This is a genomic window from Mycobacterium toneyamaense (assembly GCF_055384815.1).
Window position 1 is genome coordinate 1274407 of record NZ_AP040333.1, and the last position, 20377, is coordinate 1294783.

Genomic DNA, 20377 nt, shown 5'->3' on the forward strand with positions numbered 1-20377 from the left:
GCCCATACCGACCGCACCACCGGGAGAATTCAGCACATGACGGACATCGCGTACACGGCCCTGGTGGATCAGGCGCTGAATGAGCTCGCTGAAGGCGAGAAGGCTTGGGCGGCAACGCCTCTGGCGCGCCGGCGGGAGATTCTCGACGACGTGCATCAGTTGGCGGTGCAGCACGGCGCCGAGTGGGTCGAGGCCGCGATCCGGATCAAGCAACTGAATCCGGAGTCGCCGCTGGTCGGTGAGGAATGGATTTCCGGCCCGTACCCGCTGGCGGCCGGGGCCGCCGCGCTGTCCGCGAGCCTGGCCAAGTTGGAGGCCGGCAAGAGCCCGCTGGACGGGGCCACCTTCGGCACCGCAGCGGGCCGGACAACCGTGAATGTGTTGCCGCTCAACGTCTTCGACAAGCTCCTGCTGTCCGGGTTCAGTGCCGAGGTGTGGCTGCAGCCGGGTGTCAGCCGCGACGAGGCGCTACGGACCGCCGGTCTGGCGCAGCGGGATCCCGGTAAGACCAACGGAATCGGCGTCGTGCTCGGCGCCGGCAACATCACGTCGATCGCCCCGCTCGACACCGTCTACGAGCTGATCGCCAACAACCGCGTGGTGGCGCTCAAGCTCAACCCGGTCACCGATCCGATCCTGCCGGTGCTGACCAAGGTGCTGGCACCGTTCATCGAGCTCGGCGCGGTGCGGATTCTCACCGGTGGCGCGGACGTCGGCACCTACCTGGTGCAGCACGACGCGGTCGACCACGTGCACATGACGGGCAGTGCCCTGACGCACGACGCCATTGTCTTCGGCGTCGGCGAAGAGGGTGCCCGGCGCAAGGCCGCGGGCGAGCCGATCCTCCACAAGGACATCACCAGCGAGCTCGGCGGGGTGTCGCCGACCATCGTGGTGCCCGGCAAGTGGAGCAAGGCCGATATCGCGTTCCAGGCCAACCACATCGCCACCCAGCGGCTGCACAACAACGGCTACAACTGCGTGGCGTCGCAGGTCGTGGTGCTGTCCTCGAAGTGGGCGCAGCGCGACGAGTTCGTCGCGGCCCTGACCAAGGCCATCGCCGCCGCGCCCAACCGCGCCGCCTACTACCCGGGCTCCGATGCGCGCGTCGCCAGTGCCGAGGCCGCCTACCCGAAAGCCCAGCGCCTCGGTGACCGCGTGCTGGTGGTGGACCCCGAGGACCGCACCGCGCTGCTGGGCACCGAGTACTTCTCGCCGGTGTACGGCGTCGTCGACCTCGACAGCGACGGCGTCGAGTTCCTCCGCGAGGCCACCCGCCTGGCCAACGAGGACTTCGTCGGCACGCTGGGCGTCAACATCGTCGCGGCGCCCGCCACCATCAAGGCGCTGGGCAAGGCCTTCGACGCCATGATCGAGGCGCTGCACTACGGCACCATCGCGGTGAACGCCTGGACCGGCGTCGGTTACCTGACGCCGCACGCCACCTGGGGCGCCTTCCCCGGGCACACGCTCAATGACGTGCAGAGCGGAATCGGTGTGGTGCACAACGGTTTCCTGATCGAGAAGCCGGAGCGCACCGTGGTGCGGGGGCCGTTCCGCCCGTCGCCGCGCTCGCTGATCGGCGGCGAGCTGTCGATCTCGCCGAAGCCGCCGTGGTTCGTCAACAACCGTACGGCCGCGTCGACCGGCCGGCTCCTCACCGCGTTCGCCGGCAAGCCGAGCTGGGCCAAACTGCCCGCGATCTTCGTGTCGGCACTGCGGGGCTGACGGGTTCCCGGGGTTTACCCGGGCAAAAGTCCGGTCTGTGGTCACTCCACAGGCCGGGCTTTTTGCATGAAGTGGGCGTCACCGTCTGGTCATCGAAAGCTAACCTACGCTACCGTAGGTTACGGTACCGTAGGTTCGAGAGGGTGTGGACCTGACGCCGACCACCGATGAAGGGAATGACCCATGGATACCCAGGCCGCCGTGCTGTACGAACTGGAGCCCGTCGTCGCGCAGAACCTCGACCGGCACCTCGAGATGTCGCGGGAATGGTTCCCGCACGACTATGTCCCGTGGAGCCGCGGGCGGGACTTCGCGTTCCTCGGCGGCGAGGACTGGCAGCCGGAGGACTCGCCGCTCGACCCGGTCGCCAAGACGGCCCTGACCGTCAACCTGCTGACCGAGGACAACCTGCCGTCGTACCACCGCGAGATCGCCACCCGTTTCTCCCGGGACGGGGCGTGGGGCACCTGGATCGGGCAGTGGACGGCCGAGGAGGGCCGCCACAGCATCGCGCTGCGGGACTACCTGGTGGTCACCCGCGGCGTCGATCCCGTTGCGCTGGAACGGCTTCGCATGGAGCACACCGTCGCCGGCTATGACGCGGGGGACCGCAGCGCGCTGTCGGTGCTGGCCTATGTGTCATTCCAGGAACTGGCCACGCGCGTCTCGCACCGCAACACCGGCCGGGCGTCGGGCTGCCCGCTGGCGGACCAGCTCCTGGCCCGGATCGCGGCCGACGAGAACCTGCACATGGTCTTCTACCGCAACCTGATGGCCGCAGCGCTCGACATCGCACCGGACGACGCGATGGTCGCCATTCGCGACGAGGTCATCAACTTCGCCATGCCGGGGGTGGGGATGGCCGACTTCGCGAAGAACGCGCTCACCATCGCCAAGGCCGGCATCTACGACCTGCGCATCCACCACGACGACGTGCTGGTGCCGGTGCTGCGTTTCTGGAACATCTTCGAGCGCAACGATTTCGGTGCGGTCGGTGAACGGGCTCGCGAGGAGCTGATCGGGTTCCTCGGGATGCTCGACGAGCGCGCGCGGTTCTACGAGGAGAAGCGCAAGCTGGCCGCCGTGGCCGGCTGAGCGGCTATCCGGGGAGCCGGATCACCTGGGCGGCGTAGGCCAGGCCGGCGCCGTAGCCCAGGAGCAGCGCCACGCTGCCGGGCTTGGCCTCGCGGGTGTCCAGCAGGGTGTACATCGCGAGCGGAATCGAGGCGGCCGAGGTGTTGCCGGCATCCTGGATATCTTGGGCGACAACGGTTTCCGGACTGAGTCCGAGCCCCTTGGTGAGCAGCTCGTTGATCCGGCCGTTGGCCTGATGGGGGATGAACACGTCGATGTCGTCGACCGTCAGGCCCGCGGCCGCGATGGCGCGCTTGCCGACGTCGACCATCTGGAAGGCCGCCCAGCGGAAGACGGTCTGGCCCTCCATGCGCAGGAAAGGCCTTGGGCCGGAAGGGTTCTCGGTGTAGTCGATCCAGCTGAGGTCCTGCACGATGGCGCTGGACTGCTCGCCGTCGCTGCCGGCGACGGTGGGCCCGATGCCCTGCTCCTCGGTCGGTCCGACGACCACCGCGGCGGCGCCGTCGGCGAAGATGAAGGCGTTGCTGCGGTCGGTCATATCGATGGCATCGGACAGCTTCTCCGAGCCCACCACCAGGATGCGGCCCGCGCTACCGGCCCGGATCATGTCGGCGGCCACCCCCAGCGAGTAGCCGAATCCGGCGCAGCCCGCGGCGATGTCGAAGGCCGGAATGCCCTGCGCGCCAATCTCGGTGGCGACCTGGGGCCCGCATGGCGGGGTGTTGCGGAAGTTGGTGCTGGTGGCCACGATGACGGCGTCGATGTCCGAACCGGACAGCTCCGCCGCGGCACAGGCGCGCCGTCCGGCCTCGCAGGCCATCGTGACCGCGGACTCGTCGCGTCCGGCGAACCGGCGGTTCTTGATGCCCGTCCGGGAGTAGATCCACTCGTCCGACGAATCGATGGTCTCGCAGATTTCGTCGTTGGTGACGACGCGGCCGGGGCGGTAGGCCGCCACGCTCAGCAGGCCGACGTTCTGTGCGCCGCTGCGCGTATGGATATGTGTCACTTGTGGATTCCTGTCGGACGGGGGAGGCTCAGCGCCCAGCCGGGTCGAGCCCGAGCGACATCCCGGCCAGTCCGCGCTTGCGGCTGGACAGTTTGTCGGCGATACCGCGCAACGCGGCGCCGGCGGCGGTGTCCGGTCCGGACAGCACCAGGGGCACACCGGTGTCGCCGGCGCTCACGAGCTGCGGGTCCAGGGGGACCTGGCCCAGCAGCGGAACCTCGGCACCGACTGTGCGCGTGAGGCTTTCGGCGACCTGTGCGCCGCCGCCCTCGCCGAACAGCTGCATCGTGGTGCCGTCGGGCAGGGTCAGTCCGGACATGTTCTCGACCACGCCGACGATGCGCTGACGGGTCTGGACCGCGATGGCGCCGGCGCGCTCGGCGACCTCGGCGGCGGCCATCTGCGGTGTGGTGACGACGAGGATCTCGGCGCCGGGGATCAACTGCGCCACCGAGATGGCGATGTCGCCCGTGCCGGGCGGCAGGTCGAGCAGCAGGACGTCGAGGTCACCCCAGTACACGTCGGCCAGGAACTGCTGCAGCGCGCGGTGCAGCATCGGCCCGCGCCACACCACCGGAGTGTTGCCCTGGGTGAACATCGCGATGGAGATGACCTTCACATCGTGCGAAACCGGCGGCAGGATCATCGAATCCACCTGGGTGGGACGGTCCTGCACACCCATCATCCGGGGCACCGAGTGGCCGTAGATGTCGGCGTCGAGGAGGCCGACCGACAGGCCCTTGGCGGCCAGCGCGGCGGCCAGGTTCACCGTCACGCTGGACTTGCCGACGCCACCCTTGCCCGACGCCACCGCGTACACCCGGGTCAACGAGCCGGGCTGGGCGAACGGGATGACCGGCTCTTTGTCGTCACCGCGCAGCAGCTTGCGCAGTTCGGCGCGCTGCTCGTCGTTCATCACATCGAGGGTCACCTTGACGGCCCCGGTGCCCGGCACGTCGGTGACGGCCGCGGTGACCCGATCGCTGATCTCGGTCTTCTTCGGGCAGGCCGACGTGGTCAGGTAGATCTCGACGTGCACCGCGCCGTCGGACTCGACCGTCACGTCCTTGACCATCCCGACCTCGGTGATCGGACGGCGCAGTTCAGGATCGATGACTTTGCCCAGTGCGGCGCGCACAGCGGCTTTCAGCTCAGCAGACATTACCCGCGAGTTTATAACTGCCGGTCAGCGCACCGGCAGCTGGTCAGGGTAGGCCCGGGAAGGCGGGCGGCGGCAGACCCATGGCTTCCGCGGGCAACGGGCCGGCGGGAGCCGGCGCTGCCGGGACCACTGCCGGGCCGGGCGCGGGTCCCGGTGCGGCGCCGACCGGACCGGCGGCCGGGGTGCCGACGCCGACCGCGGTGATCGGGATGGGACCCGGAGGCAGCGGCGCGACGGGCGCGGGCGCGGGCGCGAGCGGGGCCGGCGGCAACTGGAACGGCGGCAGCCCGAACGGGTTCGGCGCCGGTGCATCCAGCGCCGGTGCATCCGGGGCGGGGATGGGCACGGCGCTCGGCGCCGGGCCGCCCTGCAGGCAGAAGACCGCGCAGTTCTGTTTCGGTTCGGCCGGCCCGGGCAGCGGACCCATGCGGCCCATCTGCAGCGCGGGCGTCATCGCCAGCGGGTCGTCGGACGGCAGTCCCATCGCGTTGATCGGCAGCCCCGGCCCGAGTCCCTCGGGGTTGTCCAGGTGCTGGTCGCCGATGGCGGGCGGCGGGCCGACGATCGGCGGCAGGTCGACCGGCGCGATGCCGGTGACGTAGGCCTTGGCCCAGCCGAGCACGTTCTGGGCGTAGGGCATCGAGTTGTTGTAGCGCAGGATCGCGGTCAGCACCTGGGACGGATCACGCAGGTTCAGCCCGCCGCTGCACAGGTAGCGGGCCGCGGCCAGGGAGGCGTCGTAGACGTTCTGCACGTCGGGCTTGCCGTCGCCGACGGCGTCCGCGGCGTACCGGGCCCATGTGCCGGGCAGGAACTGCATGGGCCCCAGTGCCCGGGCATAGGTCACGCGTCCGGCCGAGATGCTCTGCACGATGACCTCGTTGCCGGCCAGCGTGCCGTCGAGGACGGGACCCAGGATCGGGGTGAGCGCGGTACCCCGCGCGTCGGTGGCGCCGCTGTTGGCGTGGCCCGACTCGATGCGGCCGATACCGGCCAGCAGGTTCCAGCTGATACCGCAGCCCGGTGCGCTGGTCGCCATGATCTTCTCGGCGGTGCGGTAGGCGTTGAGGACGATCGGCGGGATGCGCAGCCCGCCGGGGGCCATCACGAGCGACGCCGGCGGCGGCGACAGGGCAGTGGTCGGGTCCATGTGCAGCGCGCGGGGCATCTGATCGGACGCGACGACCGTCATCCCGGCCCGATTGCGGGGGCCGGGCGTGGTGGGTGTGACGGCGGCCAGCGGCGTGACGCCCGTGGTGGCGCTGGTGTGCGCGGTTGTTTGCCGAGTCGGCGCCGAACCGCCGACGGCAAGCATCAGGACGAGCGGCGCGACGACCGCGACACCGGCCAACGGCCGGCGCAGCGCCCTGGCGATCTGCCGGCGCCGGCCGGGCCCGGCTTCGGCGACGGCGTCGTTGTCATCACCAACCGCGGCGTCGTAATCCTCGATGGCGTCGTCAGCCGGCTCGGAATCGCCGGGAAGTGCGTCGAATTCAGTAGTAGGCGCAGCGTTGTCCGCGGAATCAGCGGTGTCGCCCCCGATGTGCACTGAGCCATCCTATGAAAGTGGAATACCGGAGTGACCCCGGTGACCTGTGTTGTGACCCAAGTCACCATACCTACTCCGCGGTCGGTTGTCGGCCTATTGATTCCGCAGAGTGGAATCTCTCATTCGGCCGCGGTGGCGGAGTCGGCGGACTCGGCCGCGGGGCCGCCGAAAGCGTCGTCCTCTTCGACGGGCGGCCGTGATTTCCCGGTCTTGCGTTTGCCGGATCCGCTCTTGCCGTTCTGCTGAGCAATCAACGTCCGAAGCTCGTCGAGTTCGCGGCGGAGGTAGTCGCGCGTCGCCACCTCGCCCACGGCCAGCCGCAGCGCGGCCAGTTCGCGGGCCAGGAATTCGGTGTCGGCCTTGGTCTGGGCCGCGCGCCTGCGGTCCTCTTCGAGCGCCACGCGGTCCCGGTTCTCCTGGCGGTTCTGCGCCAGCAGGATCAGTGGCGCGGCATACGCGGCCTGGGTCGAGAACGCCAGGTTCAGCAGAATGAACGGATACGGGTCGAACTGCAGGCTGACCGCGATGAGATTGAACGCGATCCAGATGACGACGATCACCGTCTGGATGAGCAGGTATTTGCCCGTGCCCAGGAACCGCGCGATCGACTCGCTGAACTGACCGACGGCCTCCACGTCGACCCGCGGCGTGAGCCGGAAGCGGGACGTGCGCGGGACGTCGAGACGCTGCCGCGCCGAAGGCTCGCTCACCGGCCCGCTCCCGAGATGTTGTCAGTGATGGCCTGCGTCGAATCCGGCCCCGGTTCGTCTGCGCTCCGCCAGCCCGACGGCAGCAGATGGTCGAGCAGGTCGTCGACCGTGACGGCACCCAGCAGATGGCTCTCGTCGTCGACCACCGGCGCGGACACCAGGTTGTAGGCGGCGAAGTAGCGCGTGACCTCGGCCAGCGAGCTGGTCGGGGACAGCACCGGCAGGTCGCTGTCGATGATGCCGCCGAGTTGGGTGGCCGGGGGTTCGCGCAGCAACCGCTGGGTGTGCACACAGCCCAGGTAGTGACCGGTCGGTGTCGCGGTCGGCGGCCGGGTGACGAACGTCAGCGACGACAGTGCCGGCGTCAGCTCGGGATCGCGCACGCGGGCCAGCGCCTCGGCGACGGTCGTGTCCGGCGTGAGCACGACGGGCTCGGGCGTCATCAGACCACCCGCGGTGTCCGGGGAGTGCTGCAGCAGTCGGCGGACGGGCTCGGAGTCCTCGGGGTCCATGCGGTCCAGCAGCACGGCTGCCCGGGTGGCGTCGAGCTCACCGAGGAGGTCGGCGGCGTCGTCGGGGTCCATCTCCTCCAACACGTCCGCGGCGCGCTCGGTACCCAGCTGGTTGAGCAGCTCGGCCTGTTCGGGTTCGGACAGCTCCTGCAGGATGTCGGCCAGGCGGTCGTCGTCGAGGGCCTTGACGACTTCGTGGCGGCGCTTGGCCGGCAGGTCGCGCAGGGCATCGGCGACCTCGACGGGACGCTGCCCCTCGAACTGCTCCAGCAGCTGCGCGACGCCCTGTCCCGGCAGCGCGAGCGCCGACGGCGTCAGCCCCGTGACGTTCTTCCAGTCGACAACGTGCACCGTGGTGCGCCGGCCCAGGCGGCGGTGGCGCACGGCGACACGGGTGACCAGCCAGTCACGCGACCGGGCCTGCTCGATCGCGAGGTCGACCACGACGACGTCGACGCCGGCGAGCTGTTGGAGCTCCGGGTCGGTGACGCGGACGCGGGTGTCCAGAATCTGCCCGAGGACCAGGGCCTCGCCGGGGCGCTGCTCGAACCGGCGCAGCGAGATCGTCGCCCCCGTGAGGGTGACCGAGTTGTGCTCGATGGACGTCACCCGCAGGATCGGGACGAAAATCCTTCGGCGCGTGGTCAATTCCACGACGAGGCCGAGCACCCGCGGCTGCTGGCGGACGATGCCCATGCTCACGACCACGTCGCGGACCCGGCCGACCGACTCTCCGTCGGGGCCCAGCACGACCAGTCCAGCGAGTCTGGCCACGTAGACCCTGTTGACCGCCACCATGCTCCACAGGGTAGAGAGTGGGGTCGTGGAGAACCTGTATCGGCCCCGCCGTACCTGCCTGTCCGTTCCGGGTAGTAGCGACAAGATGATCGCCAAGGCCAAGACGTTGCCTGCCGATCAGGTGTTCCTCGACCTCGAGGACGCGGTGGCGGCCGACGCCAAGGCCGCGGCGCGGACCCGGGTGGCGCAGGCGTTGTGCGAGCCGGGCTGGGCGGGCCAGCTGCGCGGCCTCCGGGTCAACGACTGGACCACGCCGTGGACGTACGCAGACGTGATCGAGGTCGTCACCGCGGTGGCGCACGGCGGCGGCGTGCTGGACATCATCGTGCTGCCGAAGGTCAGCGACGTCTCGCACGTGCAGGCGCTCGATCTGTTGCTGACCCAACTGGAGCGCACGCTCGGGCTGCCGGTCGGCGGCATCGGCATCGAGGCGCAGATCGAAGACGCCAAGGGGCTCGTGAACGCCCACGCCATCGCCGGCGGGCCGCGGGTGCAGGCACTGATCTTCGGGCCGGGCGATCTGATGGCGAGCCTCAACATGCGCACCCTCGTCGTCGGCGAGCAGCCCGTCGGTTACGGCGTCGGCGATGCCTATCACCACGTGTTGATGACGATCCTGGTGGCGGCGCGGGCACACGGCATCAACGCAATCGACGGCCCGTATTTCAAGGTGAAGGACACCGAGGCGTTCACGCGCGTCGCGGGGCAGACCGCGGCGCTGGGGTACGACGGCAAGTGGGTGCTGCACCCCGACCAGATCGCCGCCGGAAACGAGATCTTCAGTCCGCGGCAGGCCGACTACGACCATGCCGAGCTGATTCTCGAGGCGTACGAATGGCACACCTCGCAGGCGGGCGGTGCCCGCGGCGCCGTGCTGCTGGGCGACGAGATGATCGACGAGGCCAGCCGCAAGATGGCGCTGGTGATCGCGGGCAAGGGCCGGGCCGCCGGGATGACGCGCACCGGTGAGCGGTTCACGCCGCCGGCGTGAGCGCGCCGGCTAGCCGCCGAGGACCCGGACGACCAGGAACAGGTTGAGCAGGAACGCCAGCGCGCCGCACCCGATTCCGGTCAGGGCCAGCAGGCTCCCGCGGGTGACGCTGCCGGGGATGCGCTCGTAGGCCACCACGCCGAGCCCGACGCCGATGAGCGCCAGGGGGCCGAACACCACGCCGGTCAGCGCGCACACGATCGAGCCGACCGCCAGCCGGTTCACGCGGGCGCCGATCACAAGGTCGGTTCTTGGCGTGAGGCCCAGTCGACCAACAGCAGGAAGCCGACCAGGCCGACGACGAGCGTGACGGCACCGATGACGATGCCCGCGATGGCCATGGTTCTGCCGCTGGTGCGCGGCCGGCCTTTAGCCTGTGCCAAGGCCACGGTGCCCAGCACGATGCCCAGTACCGAGCCGACCGGGCCGAATACGAAGCAGATGAAGTAGAGCGGCAAGGCGACCAGCGACGACACCAGCGACCCGATGGCCATGCCGTCGTTCGACTTCGGCGCCGGATACGACGAGTACAGCGGGGGCGGCAGGTAGCCGGACGGTGGCAGGTATCCCGGCGGTGCCGCGCCCGGCGGCGGGCCGTACGGCCCGGCAGGCGGCGCACCGTAGAAGCCCGGCGGCGGGCCGGGAGGCATGGACGGCGGCCCGGGAGGCACCGGAAACGGACCCGTCGGTGGCTGCGGTGGGACCTGTGGCGCGGGCGCGGGCGGCCCCTGCTGCCAGGGCGCGGAAGTGGGCCCCGGCTCTTCGATCGCCGGGTACTCGTACACCGGGTAGTCGCTGGTCGCTTCGGCATCGGTGCCGGTCGGCGGCGGCACGGATCCGGCCGGTCTCGACGGATCCCAGGAGGGTTGGCCCGACTGCCCGCCCGGACTTGTCATGCCGACCAACCTAGCGCACGAGTTCATGGCATCGTGGTAGCCGAAGTGCGTTCCGCGGCGAGTGACAGGAGACCAGGGGCATGACGAATCCGCTGCAGCCTGACCGGACCCCGGGCCCGGGTGGTCAGCCCGGATTGCCGACCCCGCCCAAGGGCTGGCCCATCGGTTCGTACCCGACCTATGCCGAGGCGCAGCGCGCCGTCGATTACCTGTCGGATCAAGAGTTTCCGGTGCAGCACGTGACCATCGTGGGTGTCGACCTGATGCAGGTGGAGCGCGTCACCGGGCGGCTCACCTGGCCGCGGGTGCTCGCCGGCGGCATCCTGACCGGGGCGTGGCTGGGTCTGTTCATCGGCCTGGTGCTCGGGCTTTTCGGCACGAACGCGTGGGGCTCGCTGCTCACCGGCCTGATCGCCGGCATCTTCTTCGGCTTGATCACCTCGGGCGTGCAGTACGCGATGTCCCGCGGCACAAGGGATTTCAGCTCCACCATGCAACTCGTCGCGGGCCGCTACGACGTGCTGTGCGATCCGGTGTGCGCCGAACAGGGCCGCGACCTGCTGGGCCGCCTGTCGCTCTAGGGCCTTCGGGCCTCGGTCGCCATATCCGCCACTGAGCGGCGATATGTTGCACGGCACACCCGCGGCGCTCTACGGTTTGCGCGCGGGAGGTTCCCGTGAGACAGGAGGCGTCCGTGGTGCGCGCGGGAAAGCTGCGGGCTGCGCTGGCAGCGGGTGCGGCGGCGTGCACGGCCGCCACGTTGGTCTCCGCCTGCGGTTCCGGTGGGGGCGGCACCGTCGTCAGCGTCTACACGTCGGCCAATGAGAAGGCGACGTTCTCGGCCCTCGCCAGGCGGTGCAACGCCGAACTCGGCGGCCGCTTCAGCATCAAGCAGGTCAGTCTGCCCAAGGGCGCCGACGATCAGCGGCTGCAACTGGCGCGCCGGCTGACCGGCAACGACAAGACCCTCGACATCATGGGCCTGGACGTCGTGTGGACCGCCGAGTTCGCCGAGGCCGGCTGGGCCGTGCCGCTTTCCGACGACCCGGCCGGAAAAGCGGAAGCCGACGCTGCCGACGACACCTTGCCCGGACCGCTGAAGACCGCGCAGTGGCAGGGCCGGCTGTTCGCCGCGCCCATCACGACCAACACCCAAATGCTCTGGTACCGGGCCGATCTGATGCCCGAAGCGCCGGCCACCTGGGACGACATGGTGGCGCAGGCGACGCGGCTGCACGCCGCCGGCGGACCCAGCTGGATTGCCGTGCAGGCCAAGCAGTACGAGGGCCTGGTGGTCTGGTTCAACACCCTGCTGACCAGTGCCGGCGGCAGCGTGCTGTCCGACGACGGCAAGACCGTCACCTTGACCGACACCCCTGAGCACCGCGCCGCGACGGTCAAGGCCCTGCAGGTCATCAAGTCGGTGGCCACCGCACCCGGCGCCGACCCGTCGATCACCCAGACCGACGAGGGGACGGCGCGGCTCGCTCTCGAGCAGGGCAAGGCCGCGCTCGAGGTGAACTGGCCGTTCGTGCTGCCGTCGCTGCTGGAGAACGCGGTCAAGGGCGGCGTGCCGTTCCTGCCGCTCGATCAGCACGCGGAGCTCAAGGGCGCCATCAACGATGTCGGCACCTTCGCACCCGACGATGCGCAGTTCGCCACCGCCTACGACGAGAGCAAGAAGGTGTTCGGCTTCGCGGATTACCCGTCGGTGCAGCCCGGGGTGCCGGCCAAGGTCACCATCGGTGGCCTGAATCTTGCGGTGAGCAAGACCAGTACGCACAAGGCCGAGGCCTTCGAGGCCATCCGGTGCATGCGCAGCGCGACCAACCAGCAGTTCACGTCGGTGGAGGGCGGGCTGCCCGCGGTCCGCGCGTCGCTGTATGACGATGCCAAGTTCCAGGCCAAGTACCCGCAGTACGCGGTGATCCGCCGCCAGCTCGCCGACGCCGCGGTCCGGCCGGCCACGCCGCAGTATCAGGCGGTGTCGACGCGGATTTCGGCGACGCTGGCCCCGGTCACCAAGATCGACCCGGAGCGCACCGCCGACAAGCTGGCGTCCGAGGTGCAACAGGCGATCGACGGCAAGGGGCTGATCCCGTGAGCGACACCGGAGTTGCGAACGCGGCAGCCAACCCCGAGCGCCGGCTCGCCTACCTCCTGATCGCCCCCGCCGTGCTGGTGATGGTGGCGGTGGCCGCGTATCCGGTCGCCTATGCGGTGTGGCTGAGCCTGCACCGGGACAACCTCGCGGCGCCGGCGGAGACCCGCTTCGTGGGGCTGGACAACTACACGACGATCCTCACCGACCACTACTGGTGGACGGCGTTCGTGGTCACCCTCGGCATCACGGTGGTATCGGTGGCCATCGAGTTCGTGCTCGGGATGGCGCTGGCGGTGGTGATGCACCGGACCATGTTCGGCAGTGCCGTCGTGCGCACGGCCATCCTCATTCCGTACGGCATCGTAACCGTGGCCGCTTCCTACAGTTGGTATTACGCGTGGACGCCGGGCACCGGATACCTCGCGAACCTGCTGCCTACGGGCACCGCGCCGCTGACCGAACAGTTGCCGTCGCTGGCCATCGTGGTGCTCGCCGAGGTGTGGAAGACGACGCCGTTCATGTCGCTGCTGCTGTTGGCCGGGCTGGTGCTGGTGCCCCGGGAACTGCTCGACGCTGCCGAGATGGACGGCGCGAGCCGCTGGCAGCGGTTCGCCAAAGTGACTCTGCCGCTGATGAAACCGGCCATCCTGGTGGCCCTGTTGTTCCGCACGCTGGACGCGTTCCGGATCTTCGACAACATCTATGTGCTCACCGGCGGCACCAACAACACCGGTTCGGTGTCGATCCTGGGTTACGACAACCTGTTCAAGGCGTTCAACATCGGGCTCGGCTCGGCGATCAGCGTGCTGATCTTCGCGACCGTCGCGATCATCGCCTTCATTTACATCAAGATCTTCGGTGCTGCGGCGCCCGGTGCGCAGGCCGAGGTGCGGTGAAAATGGGTGGGGCGATGAGCGGGCAGAGAAGTGGCGGCCGGCTGGCCGGCTGGGGCGTGGTCAACGTCCTGGTGGTCATCTACGCGCTGCTGCCGGTGCTCTGGATCTTTTCGCTGTCCCTCAAGCCGACGTCATCGGTCAAGGACGGCAACCTGATTCCGCGTCAGATCACCTTCGACAACTACAAGGGCATCTTCACCGGCGGCGCCTTCGGCTCGGCATTGTTCAACTCGATCGGTATCGGGCTCATCACCACCGCCATCGCGGTGACGATCGGCGGCATGGCCGCCTACGCCGTGGCGCGCCTGGACTTTCCGGGCAAGCGGCTGCTGGTCGGCCTGGCGTTGCTGATCTCGATGTTCCCCCAGATCTCCCTGGTGACACCGCTGTTCAACATCGAGCGCACCGTCGGGCTGTTCGACACCTGGCCGGGCCTGATCCTGCCGTACATCACCTTCGCGCTGCCGCTGGCGATCTACACCCTGTCGGCGTTCTTCCGGGAAATCCCTTGGGATTTGGAGAAGGCCGCCAAGATGGACGGTGCCACGCCGGGGCAGGCCTTCCGGAAGGTCATCGCGCCGCTGGCGGCGCCCGGCATCGTCACCGCGGCGATCCTGGTGTTCATCTTCGCCTGGAACGACCTGCTGCTGGCGTTGTCGCTGACCGCCACGCAGCGGGCCATCACCGCGCCCGTGGCAATCGCGAACTTCACGGGCAGTTCGCAATTCGAGGAGCCGACCGGTTCCATCGCCGCCGGGGCGATGGTCATCACGGTGCCGATCATCATCTTTGTTCTGATCTTCCAACGACGGATCGTCGCGGGCCTGACGTCCGGTGCGGTGAAGGGGTAGTTCATGGCCGAAATAGTTTTGGACCACGTCACCAAGAGTTACACCGGCGGGGCGACCGCGGTGCAGGACCTGTCGCTGACCATCGCCGACGGTGAGTTCCTGATCCTCGTCGGGCCGTCGGGGTGCGGAAAGTCGACCACGCTCAACATGATTGCCGGGCTCGAGGACATCAGCTCCGGCGAACTGCGCATCGGTGGCGAGCGGGTCAACGAGAAGGAGCCCCGGGACCGGGACATCGCGATGGTGTTCCAGTCCTACGCGCTCTACCCGCACATGACGGTGCGGCAGAACATCGCGTTCCCGCTCACCCTCGCGAAGCTGCCGAAGGCCGAGATCGCGGCCAAGGTCGAGGAGACCGCGAAAATCCTTGACCTGACCGCACTTCTGGACCGCAAGCCCGCCCAGCTTTCCGGTGGCCAGCGTCAGCGCGTGGCGATGGGACGCGCCATCGTGCGCAGCCCCAAGGCCTTCCTGATGGACGAGCCGCTGTCCAACCTGGACGCCAAGCTGCGGGTGCAGATGCGCACCGAGATCGCCCGACTGCAGGCCCGCCTCGGCACCACCACCGTCTACGTCACGCACGACCAGACCGAGGCGATGACGCTGGGGGACCGGGTGGTGGTGATGAGCGGCGGTGTCGCACAACAGGTCGGCACCCCCGATGAGCTGTACAACGAGCCGGCGAACCTGTTCGTCGCCGGCTTCATCGGCTCCCCGTCGATGAACTTCTTCCCGGCCACGCGGACCGACGTCGGCGTGCAGCTGCCCTTCGGCGAGGTCACCTTGAGCGACGACGCGCGCGCGGCGCTGGAGCGGCAGCGGCCGTCGGCCGACCTGATCGCGGGCGTGCGCCCCGAACAGTTCGACGACGCCTCGGTGATCGACGCCTACGCGCGCATCCAGTCGCTGACCTTCGAGGTCGACGCCGAGCTGGTGGAATCGCTCGGTGCGGACAAGTACGTGCACTTCCGGCTCGAAGGCGCCGGCGCCCAGGCCGCCCAGTTGGAACAGCTCGCCGACGACACCGCGGACGCCGGATCGAGCGAAAACACCTATGTGGCACGGGTTTCGGCCAAGTCGCCCGCGACGGCGGGCAGCCGGATCGAGCTGGCCCTGGACACCTCCAAGCTGACGCTGTTCGACCCGGCCACGGGCCGCAACCTGTCGTTGCCGCAGTGACCGACGTCCTCGGCGCGGTTCGTGCCCGTCTGACAACGCATTTCGCCGATCGCGGCAGCACCGCCGATCCGGTGGGCGCCAGCGTCACGTTCCTCGGTGCCGACCCCATCGAGGTACTGCGTTACGGGCCGACCGACGGGGACGTGTATCACTATGCGTCCCTGGGCTGTTCGCGCTACCCCATGACGGACCCGATGGACATGGTGGCCGACGGGATCAGCGGCCCGCGGGCGGAGGCGGTGCTGTCCCTGCGCGGTCCGACCCCGACGGCGCTGGCTCGCTCGATCGCGGTGTTGGCGTCGGCACCGGCCGTCGAAGGCCTGATCCTGGAACCGGATGCGCTGATCGATCTGCAGCAGCCGGTCTGGCAGGGGGCGGCGTTCACCGCATTCCTGTTGGGCGTCAGCGAGATCGGTGACGTCGAGCTGCCCGAGCCGTACCAGCCGGTGCGGATCCTCAGCGCCACACCGATCACCGCGACCGAGGCCGCCTGGGTGCGGCTCAAAGGCGCCGCCGCCATGCGGGATGCGTGGCAGCAGGACGGCGTCGACGTCCTCGATCAGCGACGCCGGGCCGCCGAACCTCGGGCCTAGGACGTGTTGTTCGGACAGGTGACGTCGGCCCACACGACGTCACCCTCGGCCGGTTCGTCGGAGGACGGGTTGTTGACGCGGACCACGGTGCAGCGGGGCAGGAGCACCGGCTTGTTGCCGTTGAGCCAGTTGATCCTGACGGTGTAGCCCTCGGCCTCGAGGTCTCTGATCACGGCGTCCGCGCCATTGGCGTGGGCGGCGGGTGCGGTGATGCCGGTGAGCACACCACTGGCAACGACCAACGCGACTACGGTGGAGCTGCGCCCAATTTTCATTGGAAGATCATGCCCGAACGGTTGTCACCGGCGGTCCGTTTTGCTAGAGGACGGTGTCACTCAGCGCGGTGCGAACCTCGGCCACGGCGCGTTCGGCCGCGCGTACCGCTCCTTCGAGGTAGCTCTCGAACTCGGGCGCGGTCTCGGTGCCGGCCCAGTGCAGCCGGTCCACCGGGACGGTCGCGGCGTCGGTGTATCCCGTCAGCACCCCCGGTGCGCGCGTGCCGACACAACCGTTGATCCACGGCTCGTCGACCCAGGACTTCTCCACCACTTCAACGGGATTCGCCGCTTCGGGGCCGAACAGCGTGACCAGGTCGCGCACGAATGCTGCGTGGCGCGCCGCGGGATCGTTGAGTACCTCGTCGGTCCAGGTGAAGCCCGGACCTGCGCCTGCCGTGCCGACGAAGACCAGCAAGACGCCCACACTGCCGTCCGCCGGGGAGTTGTCGACCACGAAATGCGCGATCGGCAGGTCGGTGAGGGCCGATCCGTTGAAGCCCTGCTTGCGCCAGAACGGCTTGTCGTAGACCGCGAACACCTTGGTTTCGGTGCCGTTGTGCCAGGTCCGCTGTAGGGCCGAGCGACGCACCGGCAGTTCGGGAGTGACACGAATCCGGCCCGCGTCGGCCGGGGTCATGGCCACGATGACGCGCCGACAGCGCACGTCCGCGCGCGCGGACCGGACCAGCACCTCGTGGTCGAGCTGGTGAATCTCGGTGACGGGAGAGTCCAGCAGCACCCGGTCATCCAGCCGGTCGGCGAGCGTCGTGGACACCAGCTGCATGCCACCGACCACCCGGGAGTCCTGTGCACCGTCTCGGGTGTTGACCATGAAGCTGATTCCGCCCGAGGTGGCGATCTGGTGCAGCACCTTGAGCAGTGAGACCCGGTGCGGGTCTTCGGCATACATCATGGTGAAGCAGGTGGTGAACAGGTGTCGTGCCTCGTCGACGAGGCAGTTCGTGTCCAGCCAGTGGCCGAGCGTCGTACTGTCCCAGGCGCCGGCCTTCTTCGCCGTCCACGGTGTCTTGGCGGGCACCCGCTTGGCCATTCGTTCCAGCCGGAACTGGGCCTGCGCGAAGTCGAGCAGGGCGAGGGGGCCCAGCGGCGGGATGGTGCCCGTGTAGGTGCGACGCTTCCCGTGCTGCAGGTAGATGGTGTTTCCCGCGGTGTACGTCTGGAAGGTCGACAGTCCCAGCTCTTCGATCAGCGCGTACATCCGCGTGTGCAGGGCGCCGATCCATTGACCGCCACCATCGGTGACGGCGCCGTTGCCGACGTCGACATTGACGGTCCGGCCGCCCACCCGATCACCGGCTTCGAGTACCACTACCGAAAGTCCTTGTTGGGAAAGCCGATACGCCGCGGTGAGGCCGGACAGCCCGGCGCCTACGACGACCACGTCGACGTCACGGTCGACACTCTGTGGGTTGGTCATTTCTCGCTGCCTCCTGGCCGCCCGCTCGTAAAACCAAAACTCGATTCGATATTGAGTTTAGGTGTCGGCGATCGTCGCCGTCAAGGAAAAATCGATCCGAGATCGGTTTTGGGCCGGACGGCAACATCAGCCAACCCGGGCCCTGCGTGCCAAGCGAATTGCCGTCAGCGGCTACGGCGCGCGCTCATCGCCCGAGCTGAATTACAGCCAGTGGTTGTGGCGGAACGTCCGGTACAACGCCGTGCACACCAGCACCATCACCGTCAGCACGGCGAAATAGCCGTAATGCCAATGTAGTTCGGGCATGTTGTCGAAGTTCATGCCGTAGATGCCGGCGATCATCGTGGGCATCGCGGCGATGGCGACCCACGCCGAGATTTTGCGCATGTCCGCGTTCTGTTCCATCCCGACCTTGCCGAGCGCGGCCTGCACCAGTGAGCTCAGCATGTCGTCGAACCCGGTGATCTGATCGGCGGCCTGGCTGTTGTGGTCGTGGACGTCGCGGATGTAACGGCGGACTTCTTTGGAGATCAGGTCGTTGTGGTCGGACAGCAGTCGCTGCAGCGCCATCGTCAGCGGATTCACCGAGTGCCGCAGCTCGACCACTTCGCGCTTGAGCAGGTAGATGCTCTCGATGTCGGTCTGGGTGTGTGAGGAGAAGACGCTCTGTTCGATGGTGTCGATGTCGGTCTCGACCAGCGCGGTGACTTCGAGGTAGCTGTCCACCACATGGTCGGCGATGGCGTGCATCACCGCGTACGGCCCCAGCGTGAGGATGGTGGGCGACTCGTCGAGCCGGTGCCGCACACCGGCCAGTCCGCTGTGCTCGCCGTGCCGCACGGTGACGACGAAGTCGGGCCCGACGAACACCATGATCTCGCCGGTCTCGACGATCTCGCGGGCATTGGCCACGGACTCGTGTTCAACGTAGCTGACCGTCTTGAGCACCAGGAACAGGGTCTGGTCGTACCGTTCCAGCTTGGGCCGCTGATGGGCGCAGACCGCGTCTTCGACGGCCAGTTCGTGCAGCCCGAAGACATCGGCGACGGCCTGCATCTGGTGCTGGTCGGGCTCGTGGAGCCCGATCCACACGAAGGCCTCGGCGCCGGCCGCGCGCAGTTCGCGCACCTTGGCGACGGCGGCACCGTGGGTGTACTTGCCGGGCAGCCGCGCGCCCATGGAGTAGACGCCGCAGTCGACAGTGGCGCGGGCGACCGGAACGTGGATGGAGCTGGCATCGGGGCCGGCGTGCGTCTTTTTCGGGACGGGACGGAAGTTCGATGGTTGGAGCGCGCGGAACGAGGGCATGCGGCTGACCTCCCGTGGGGCGGACTTCTCGGATCTGTAGACCAGTCGCAAATGCTACGCGGAACCGGCGAGTAACAATTGAGTGAAGTAGCCTGACGCGGTGTCAGATAAGTCAGGTGCTGTGCGCACACCCCAGGTGGTCATCGAAGATGCGGAAATTTTCGCCGCCCACGAAGGGGGCAAGCTCTCCGTAGCCCTCAACGAGCCGCTGGATACCCAGCGTGCGTTGTCGATCGCCTACACCCCCGGCGTCGCGCAGGTCAGCCGTGCCATCGCGGCCGACGCGACCCTGGCCAAGAAGTACACCTGGGCCAACCGCCTGGTCGCGGTCGTCAGCGACGGCAGCGCCGTGCTGGGCCTCGGCGATATCGGCCCGGCGGCCTCGCTGCCGGTCATGGAGGGCAAGAGCGCCCTGTTCAAGACCTTCGGCGGCCTCGACTCCATCCCGATCGTGCTGGACACCAAGGACCCCGACGAGATCGTCGAGACCCTGATCCGGCTGCGTCCGACGTTCGGCGCCGTCAACCTGGAGGACATCTCCGCGCCGCGATGTTTCGAGATCGAGCGCGGCGTCATCGAGGCGCTGGACTGCCCCGTCATGCATGACGACCAGCACGGCACCGCCATCGTGGTCCTCGCCGCGCTGCTGGGCGCCACCAAGGTGCTCGAGCGCGACATGCACAACCTCAAGGTCGTGGTCTCCGGCGCCGGTGCGGCCGGTGTGGCCTGCACCAACATCATGCTGGCCAGCGGCATTCGCGACATCATCGTCCTCGACAGCAAGGGTGTCGTGCACTCCGGTCGTAACGACCTGAACTCCTTCAAGGCCGAACTCGCCGGCCGCACCAACCCCCGTGGCGTCACCGGTGGCATCGCCGAGGCGCTCGACGGCGCCGACGTCTTCCTCGGCGTCTCGGCCGGCCTGGTGCCCGAGGAATTCATCGCCGAGATGGCGCCCAACAGCATCGTGTTCGCCCTGTCCAACCCGGACCCGGAGATCCACCCGGATGTCGCGCGCAAGTACGCCGCGGTGGTGGCGACCGGTCGCAGCGACTTCCCGAACCAGATCAACAACGTGCTGGCGTTCCCGGGCGTGTTCCGTGGCGCCCTGGACGCCGGTGCCCGCCGGATCACCGAGGCCATGAAAGTGGCTGCCGCAGAAGCCATCTTCTCGGTCGTCGGTGACGATCTGTCGGTCGACTACATCGTGCCCAGCGCGCTCGACCCGCGCGTGGGGCCGGCCGTGGCGGCCGCGGTGGCGGCTGCCTCGCAAGCCTGAA

The 20377-nt window shown here is 68.6% G+C and carries 20 protein-coding genes; 10 read left to right on the forward strand and 10 right to left on the reverse strand.

The genetic code is table 11. The features are described 5' to 3' along the window. The first annotated feature begins 36 nt into the window (after positions 1–36). On the forward strand, positions 37–1728 hold the full coding sequence (locus ACZ5IQ_RS06280) for an aldehyde dehydrogenase family protein (RefSeq protein ID WP_464480975.1): 1692 nt from the start codon (positions 37–39) through the stop codon (positions 1726–1728). A 183-nt stretch (positions 1729–1911) separates the two neighbouring features. After that, entirely contained in the window at positions 1912–2823 is a 912-nt protein-coding gene (locus ACZ5IQ_RS06285) for an acyl-ACP desaturase (RefSeq protein WP_464480976.1), read from the forward strand. A 4-nt stretch (positions 2824–2827) separates the two neighbouring features. Here the strand turns inward: ACZ5IQ_RS06285 and ACZ5IQ_RS06290 are convergent, their stop codons facing one another. From ACZ5IQ_RS06290 to ACZ5IQ_RS06310, 5 genes are all read right to left on the reverse strand, one after another. Beyond that, a complete protein-coding gene (locus ACZ5IQ_RS06290) occupies positions 2828–3832 on the reverse strand; it encodes a beta-ketoacyl-ACP synthase III (RefSeq protein WP_464480977.1) in 1005 nt (334 codons plus the stop codon). Between the two features lie 28 nt (positions 3833–3860). Beyond that, the gene (locus ACZ5IQ_RS06295; RefSeq protein ID WP_020099368.1) at positions 3861–4994 is read right to left on the reverse strand and encodes an Mrp/NBP35 family ATP-binding protein; all 1134 of its coding nucleotides are present in this window, start codon (positions 4992–4994) and stop codon (positions 3861–3863) included. Between the two features lie 43 nt (positions 4995–5037). After that, a complete protein-coding gene (locus ACZ5IQ_RS06300) occupies positions 5038–6543 on the reverse strand; it encodes a lytic transglycosylase domain-containing protein (RefSeq protein WP_464480978.1) in 1506 nt (501 codons plus the stop codon). Positions 6544–6662: 119 nt separating this feature from the next. Next, positions 6663–7253, reverse strand: coding sequence for a DUF1003 domain-containing protein (locus tag ACZ5IQ_RS06305; RefSeq protein ID WP_464480979.1), 591 nt, complete (start codon positions 7251–7253; stop codon positions 6663–6665). Continuing rightward, a complete protein-coding gene (locus ACZ5IQ_RS06310; protein ID WP_464480980.1) occupies positions 7250–8563 on the reverse strand; it encodes a magnesium transporter MgtE N-terminal domain-containing protein in 1314 nt (437 codons plus the stop codon). Before ACZ5IQ_RS06310 ends, ACZ5IQ_RS06305 begins: the two co-directional genes overlap by 4 nt. A 25-nt stretch (positions 8564–8588) precedes the next feature. Between ACZ5IQ_RS06310 and ACZ5IQ_RS06315 the strand changes: the two genes are divergently transcribed. Next, positions 8589–9554 carry an HpcH/HpaI aldolase/citrate lyase family protein gene (locus tag ACZ5IQ_RS06315; protein WP_212812622.1) on the forward strand — a complete coding sequence of 322 codons (966 nt, stop codon included), beginning with the start codon at positions 8589–8591 and terminating at the stop codon, positions 9552–9554. 9 nt (positions 9555–9563) lie between these two features. Here the strand turns inward: ACZ5IQ_RS06315 and ACZ5IQ_RS06320 are convergent, their stop codons facing one another. Next, positions 9564–9794, reverse strand: coding sequence for a DUF4190 domain-containing protein (locus ACZ5IQ_RS06320; RefSeq protein ID WP_464480981.1), 231 nt, complete (start codon positions 9792–9794; stop codon positions 9564–9566). After that, a complete protein-coding gene (locus ACZ5IQ_RS06325; protein ID WP_464480982.1) occupies positions 9791–10450 on the reverse strand; it encodes a DUF4190 domain-containing protein in 660 nt (219 codons plus the stop codon). Before ACZ5IQ_RS06325 ends, ACZ5IQ_RS06320 begins: the two co-directional genes overlap by 4 nt. An 80-nt stretch (positions 10451–10530) precedes the next feature. Here ACZ5IQ_RS06325 and ACZ5IQ_RS06330 point away from each other — a divergent pair, with 80 nt between their 5' ends. The 6 genes from ACZ5IQ_RS06330 (at position 10531) to ACZ5IQ_RS06355 (ending at position 16073) form a co-directional block, all read left to right on the forward strand. Then, the gene (locus tag ACZ5IQ_RS06330) at positions 10531–11031 is read left to right on the forward strand and encodes a general stress protein (protein WP_212812619.1); all 501 of its coding nucleotides are present in this window, start codon (positions 10531–10533) and stop codon (positions 11029–11031) included. Positions 11032–11144: 113 nt separating this feature from the next. Next, on the forward strand, positions 11145–12554 hold the full coding sequence (locus tag ACZ5IQ_RS06335) for an ABC transporter substrate-binding protein (protein WP_464481432.1): 1410 nt from the start codon (positions 11145–11147) through the stop codon (positions 12552–12554). Next, on the forward strand, positions 12551–13450 hold the full coding sequence (locus ACZ5IQ_RS06340; protein WP_406801836.1) for a carbohydrate ABC transporter permease: 900 nt from the start codon (positions 12551–12553) through the stop codon (positions 13448–13450). The genes ACZ5IQ_RS06335 and ACZ5IQ_RS06340 overlap by 4 nt, the downstream gene beginning before the upstream one ends. 14 nt (positions 13451–13464) lie before the next feature. Continuing rightward, entirely contained in the window at positions 13465–14301 is an 837-nt protein-coding gene (locus ACZ5IQ_RS06345) for a carbohydrate ABC transporter permease (RefSeq protein WP_346416938.1), read from the forward strand. Positions 14302–14304: 3 nt separating this feature from the next. Further along, positions 14305–15480, forward strand: a complete 1176-nt coding sequence (locus tag ACZ5IQ_RS06350) for an ABC transporter ATP-binding protein (RefSeq protein ID WP_406775620.1) — start codon at positions 14305–14307, stop codon at positions 15478–15480. Then, positions 15477–16073, forward strand: a complete 597-nt coding sequence (locus tag ACZ5IQ_RS06355; RefSeq protein ID WP_318986184.1) for a suppressor of fused domain protein — start codon at positions 15477–15479, stop codon at positions 16071–16073. The genes ACZ5IQ_RS06350 and ACZ5IQ_RS06355 overlap by 4 nt, the downstream gene beginning before the upstream one ends. Here the strand turns inward: ACZ5IQ_RS06355 and ACZ5IQ_RS06360 are convergent. The 3 genes from ACZ5IQ_RS06360 to corA all read right to left on the reverse strand — a co-directional run bounded on the left by ACZ5IQ_RS06360 (position 16070) and on the right by corA (position 19097). Beyond that, entirely contained in the window at positions 16070–16348 is a 279-nt protein-coding gene (locus ACZ5IQ_RS06360) for a hypothetical protein (RefSeq protein WP_318986183.1), read from the reverse strand. The genes ACZ5IQ_RS06355 and ACZ5IQ_RS06360 overlap by 4 nt on opposite strands. Before the next feature lie 43 nt (positions 16349–16391). Beyond that, positions 16392–17789: a flavin monoamine oxidase family protein gene (locus ACZ5IQ_RS06365; RefSeq protein WP_464480983.1), complete on the reverse strand. Its 1398-nt coding sequence runs from the start codon at positions 17787–17789 to the stop codon at positions 16392–16394. A 201-nt stretch (positions 17790–17990) separates the two neighbouring features. After that, positions 17991–19097, reverse strand: a complete 1107-nt coding sequence (gene corA, locus ACZ5IQ_RS06370; RefSeq protein ID WP_212812612.1) for a magnesium/cobalt transporter CorA — start codon at positions 19095–19097, stop codon at positions 17991–17993. A gap of 136 nt (positions 19098–19233) precedes the next feature. On the opposite strand from corA, the gene ACZ5IQ_RS06375 reads away from it, so the two are divergent. Next, positions 19234–20376 carry an NAD(P)-dependent malic enzyme gene (locus ACZ5IQ_RS06375; protein ID WP_212814933.1) on the forward strand — a complete coding sequence of 381 codons (1143 nt, stop codon included), beginning with the start codon at positions 19234–19236 and terminating at the stop codon, positions 20374–20376. The last annotated feature ends 1 nt before the right edge of the window (position 20377 follow it).

Bases quoted from the DNA above. Each gene is read 5' to 3' on its own strand.
- ACZ5IQ_RS06280 (WP_464480975.1), top strand. From the start codon at position 37: ATGACGGACATCGCGTACACGGCCCTGGTGGATCAGGCGCTGAATGAG.
- ACZ5IQ_RS06285 (WP_464480976.1), top strand. From the start codon at position 1,912: ATGGATACCCAGGCCGCCGTGCTGTACGAACTGGAGCCCGTCGTCGCG.
- ACZ5IQ_RS06295 (WP_020099368.1), bottom strand. From the start codon at position 4,994: ATGTCTGCTGAGCTGAAAGCCGCTGTGCGCGCCGCACTGGGCAAAGTC.
- ACZ5IQ_RS06310 (WP_464480980.1), bottom strand. From the start codon at position 8,563: ATGGTGGCGGTCAACAGGGTCTACGTGGCCAGACTCGCTGGACTGGTC.
- ACZ5IQ_RS06325 (WP_464480982.1), bottom strand. From the start codon at position 10,450: ATGACAAGTCCGGGCGGGCAGTCGGGCCAACCCTCCTGGGATCCGTCG.
- ACZ5IQ_RS06330 (WP_212812619.1), top strand. From the start codon at position 10,531: ATGACGAATCCGCTGCAGCCTGACCGGACCCCGGGCCCGGGTGGTCAG.
- ACZ5IQ_RS06345 (WP_346416938.1), top strand. From the start codon at position 13,465: ATGAGCGGGCAGAGAAGTGGCGGCCGGCTGGCCGGCTGGGGCGTGGTC.
- ACZ5IQ_RS06350 (WP_406775620.1), top strand. From the start codon at position 14,305: ATGGCCGAAATAGTTTTGGACCACGTCACCAAGAGTTACACCGGCGGG.
- ACZ5IQ_RS06360 (WP_318986183.1), bottom strand. From the start codon at position 16,348: ATGAAAATTGGGCGCAGCTCCACCGTAGTCGCGTTGGTCGTTGCCAGT.
- ACZ5IQ_RS06365 (WP_464480983.1), bottom strand. From the start codon at position 17,789: ATGACCAACCCACAGAGTGTCGACCGTGACGTCGACGTGGTCGTCGTA.
- corA (WP_212812612.1), bottom strand. From the start codon at position 19,097: ATGCCCTCGTTCCGCGCGCTCCAACCATCGAACTTCCGTCCCGTCCCG.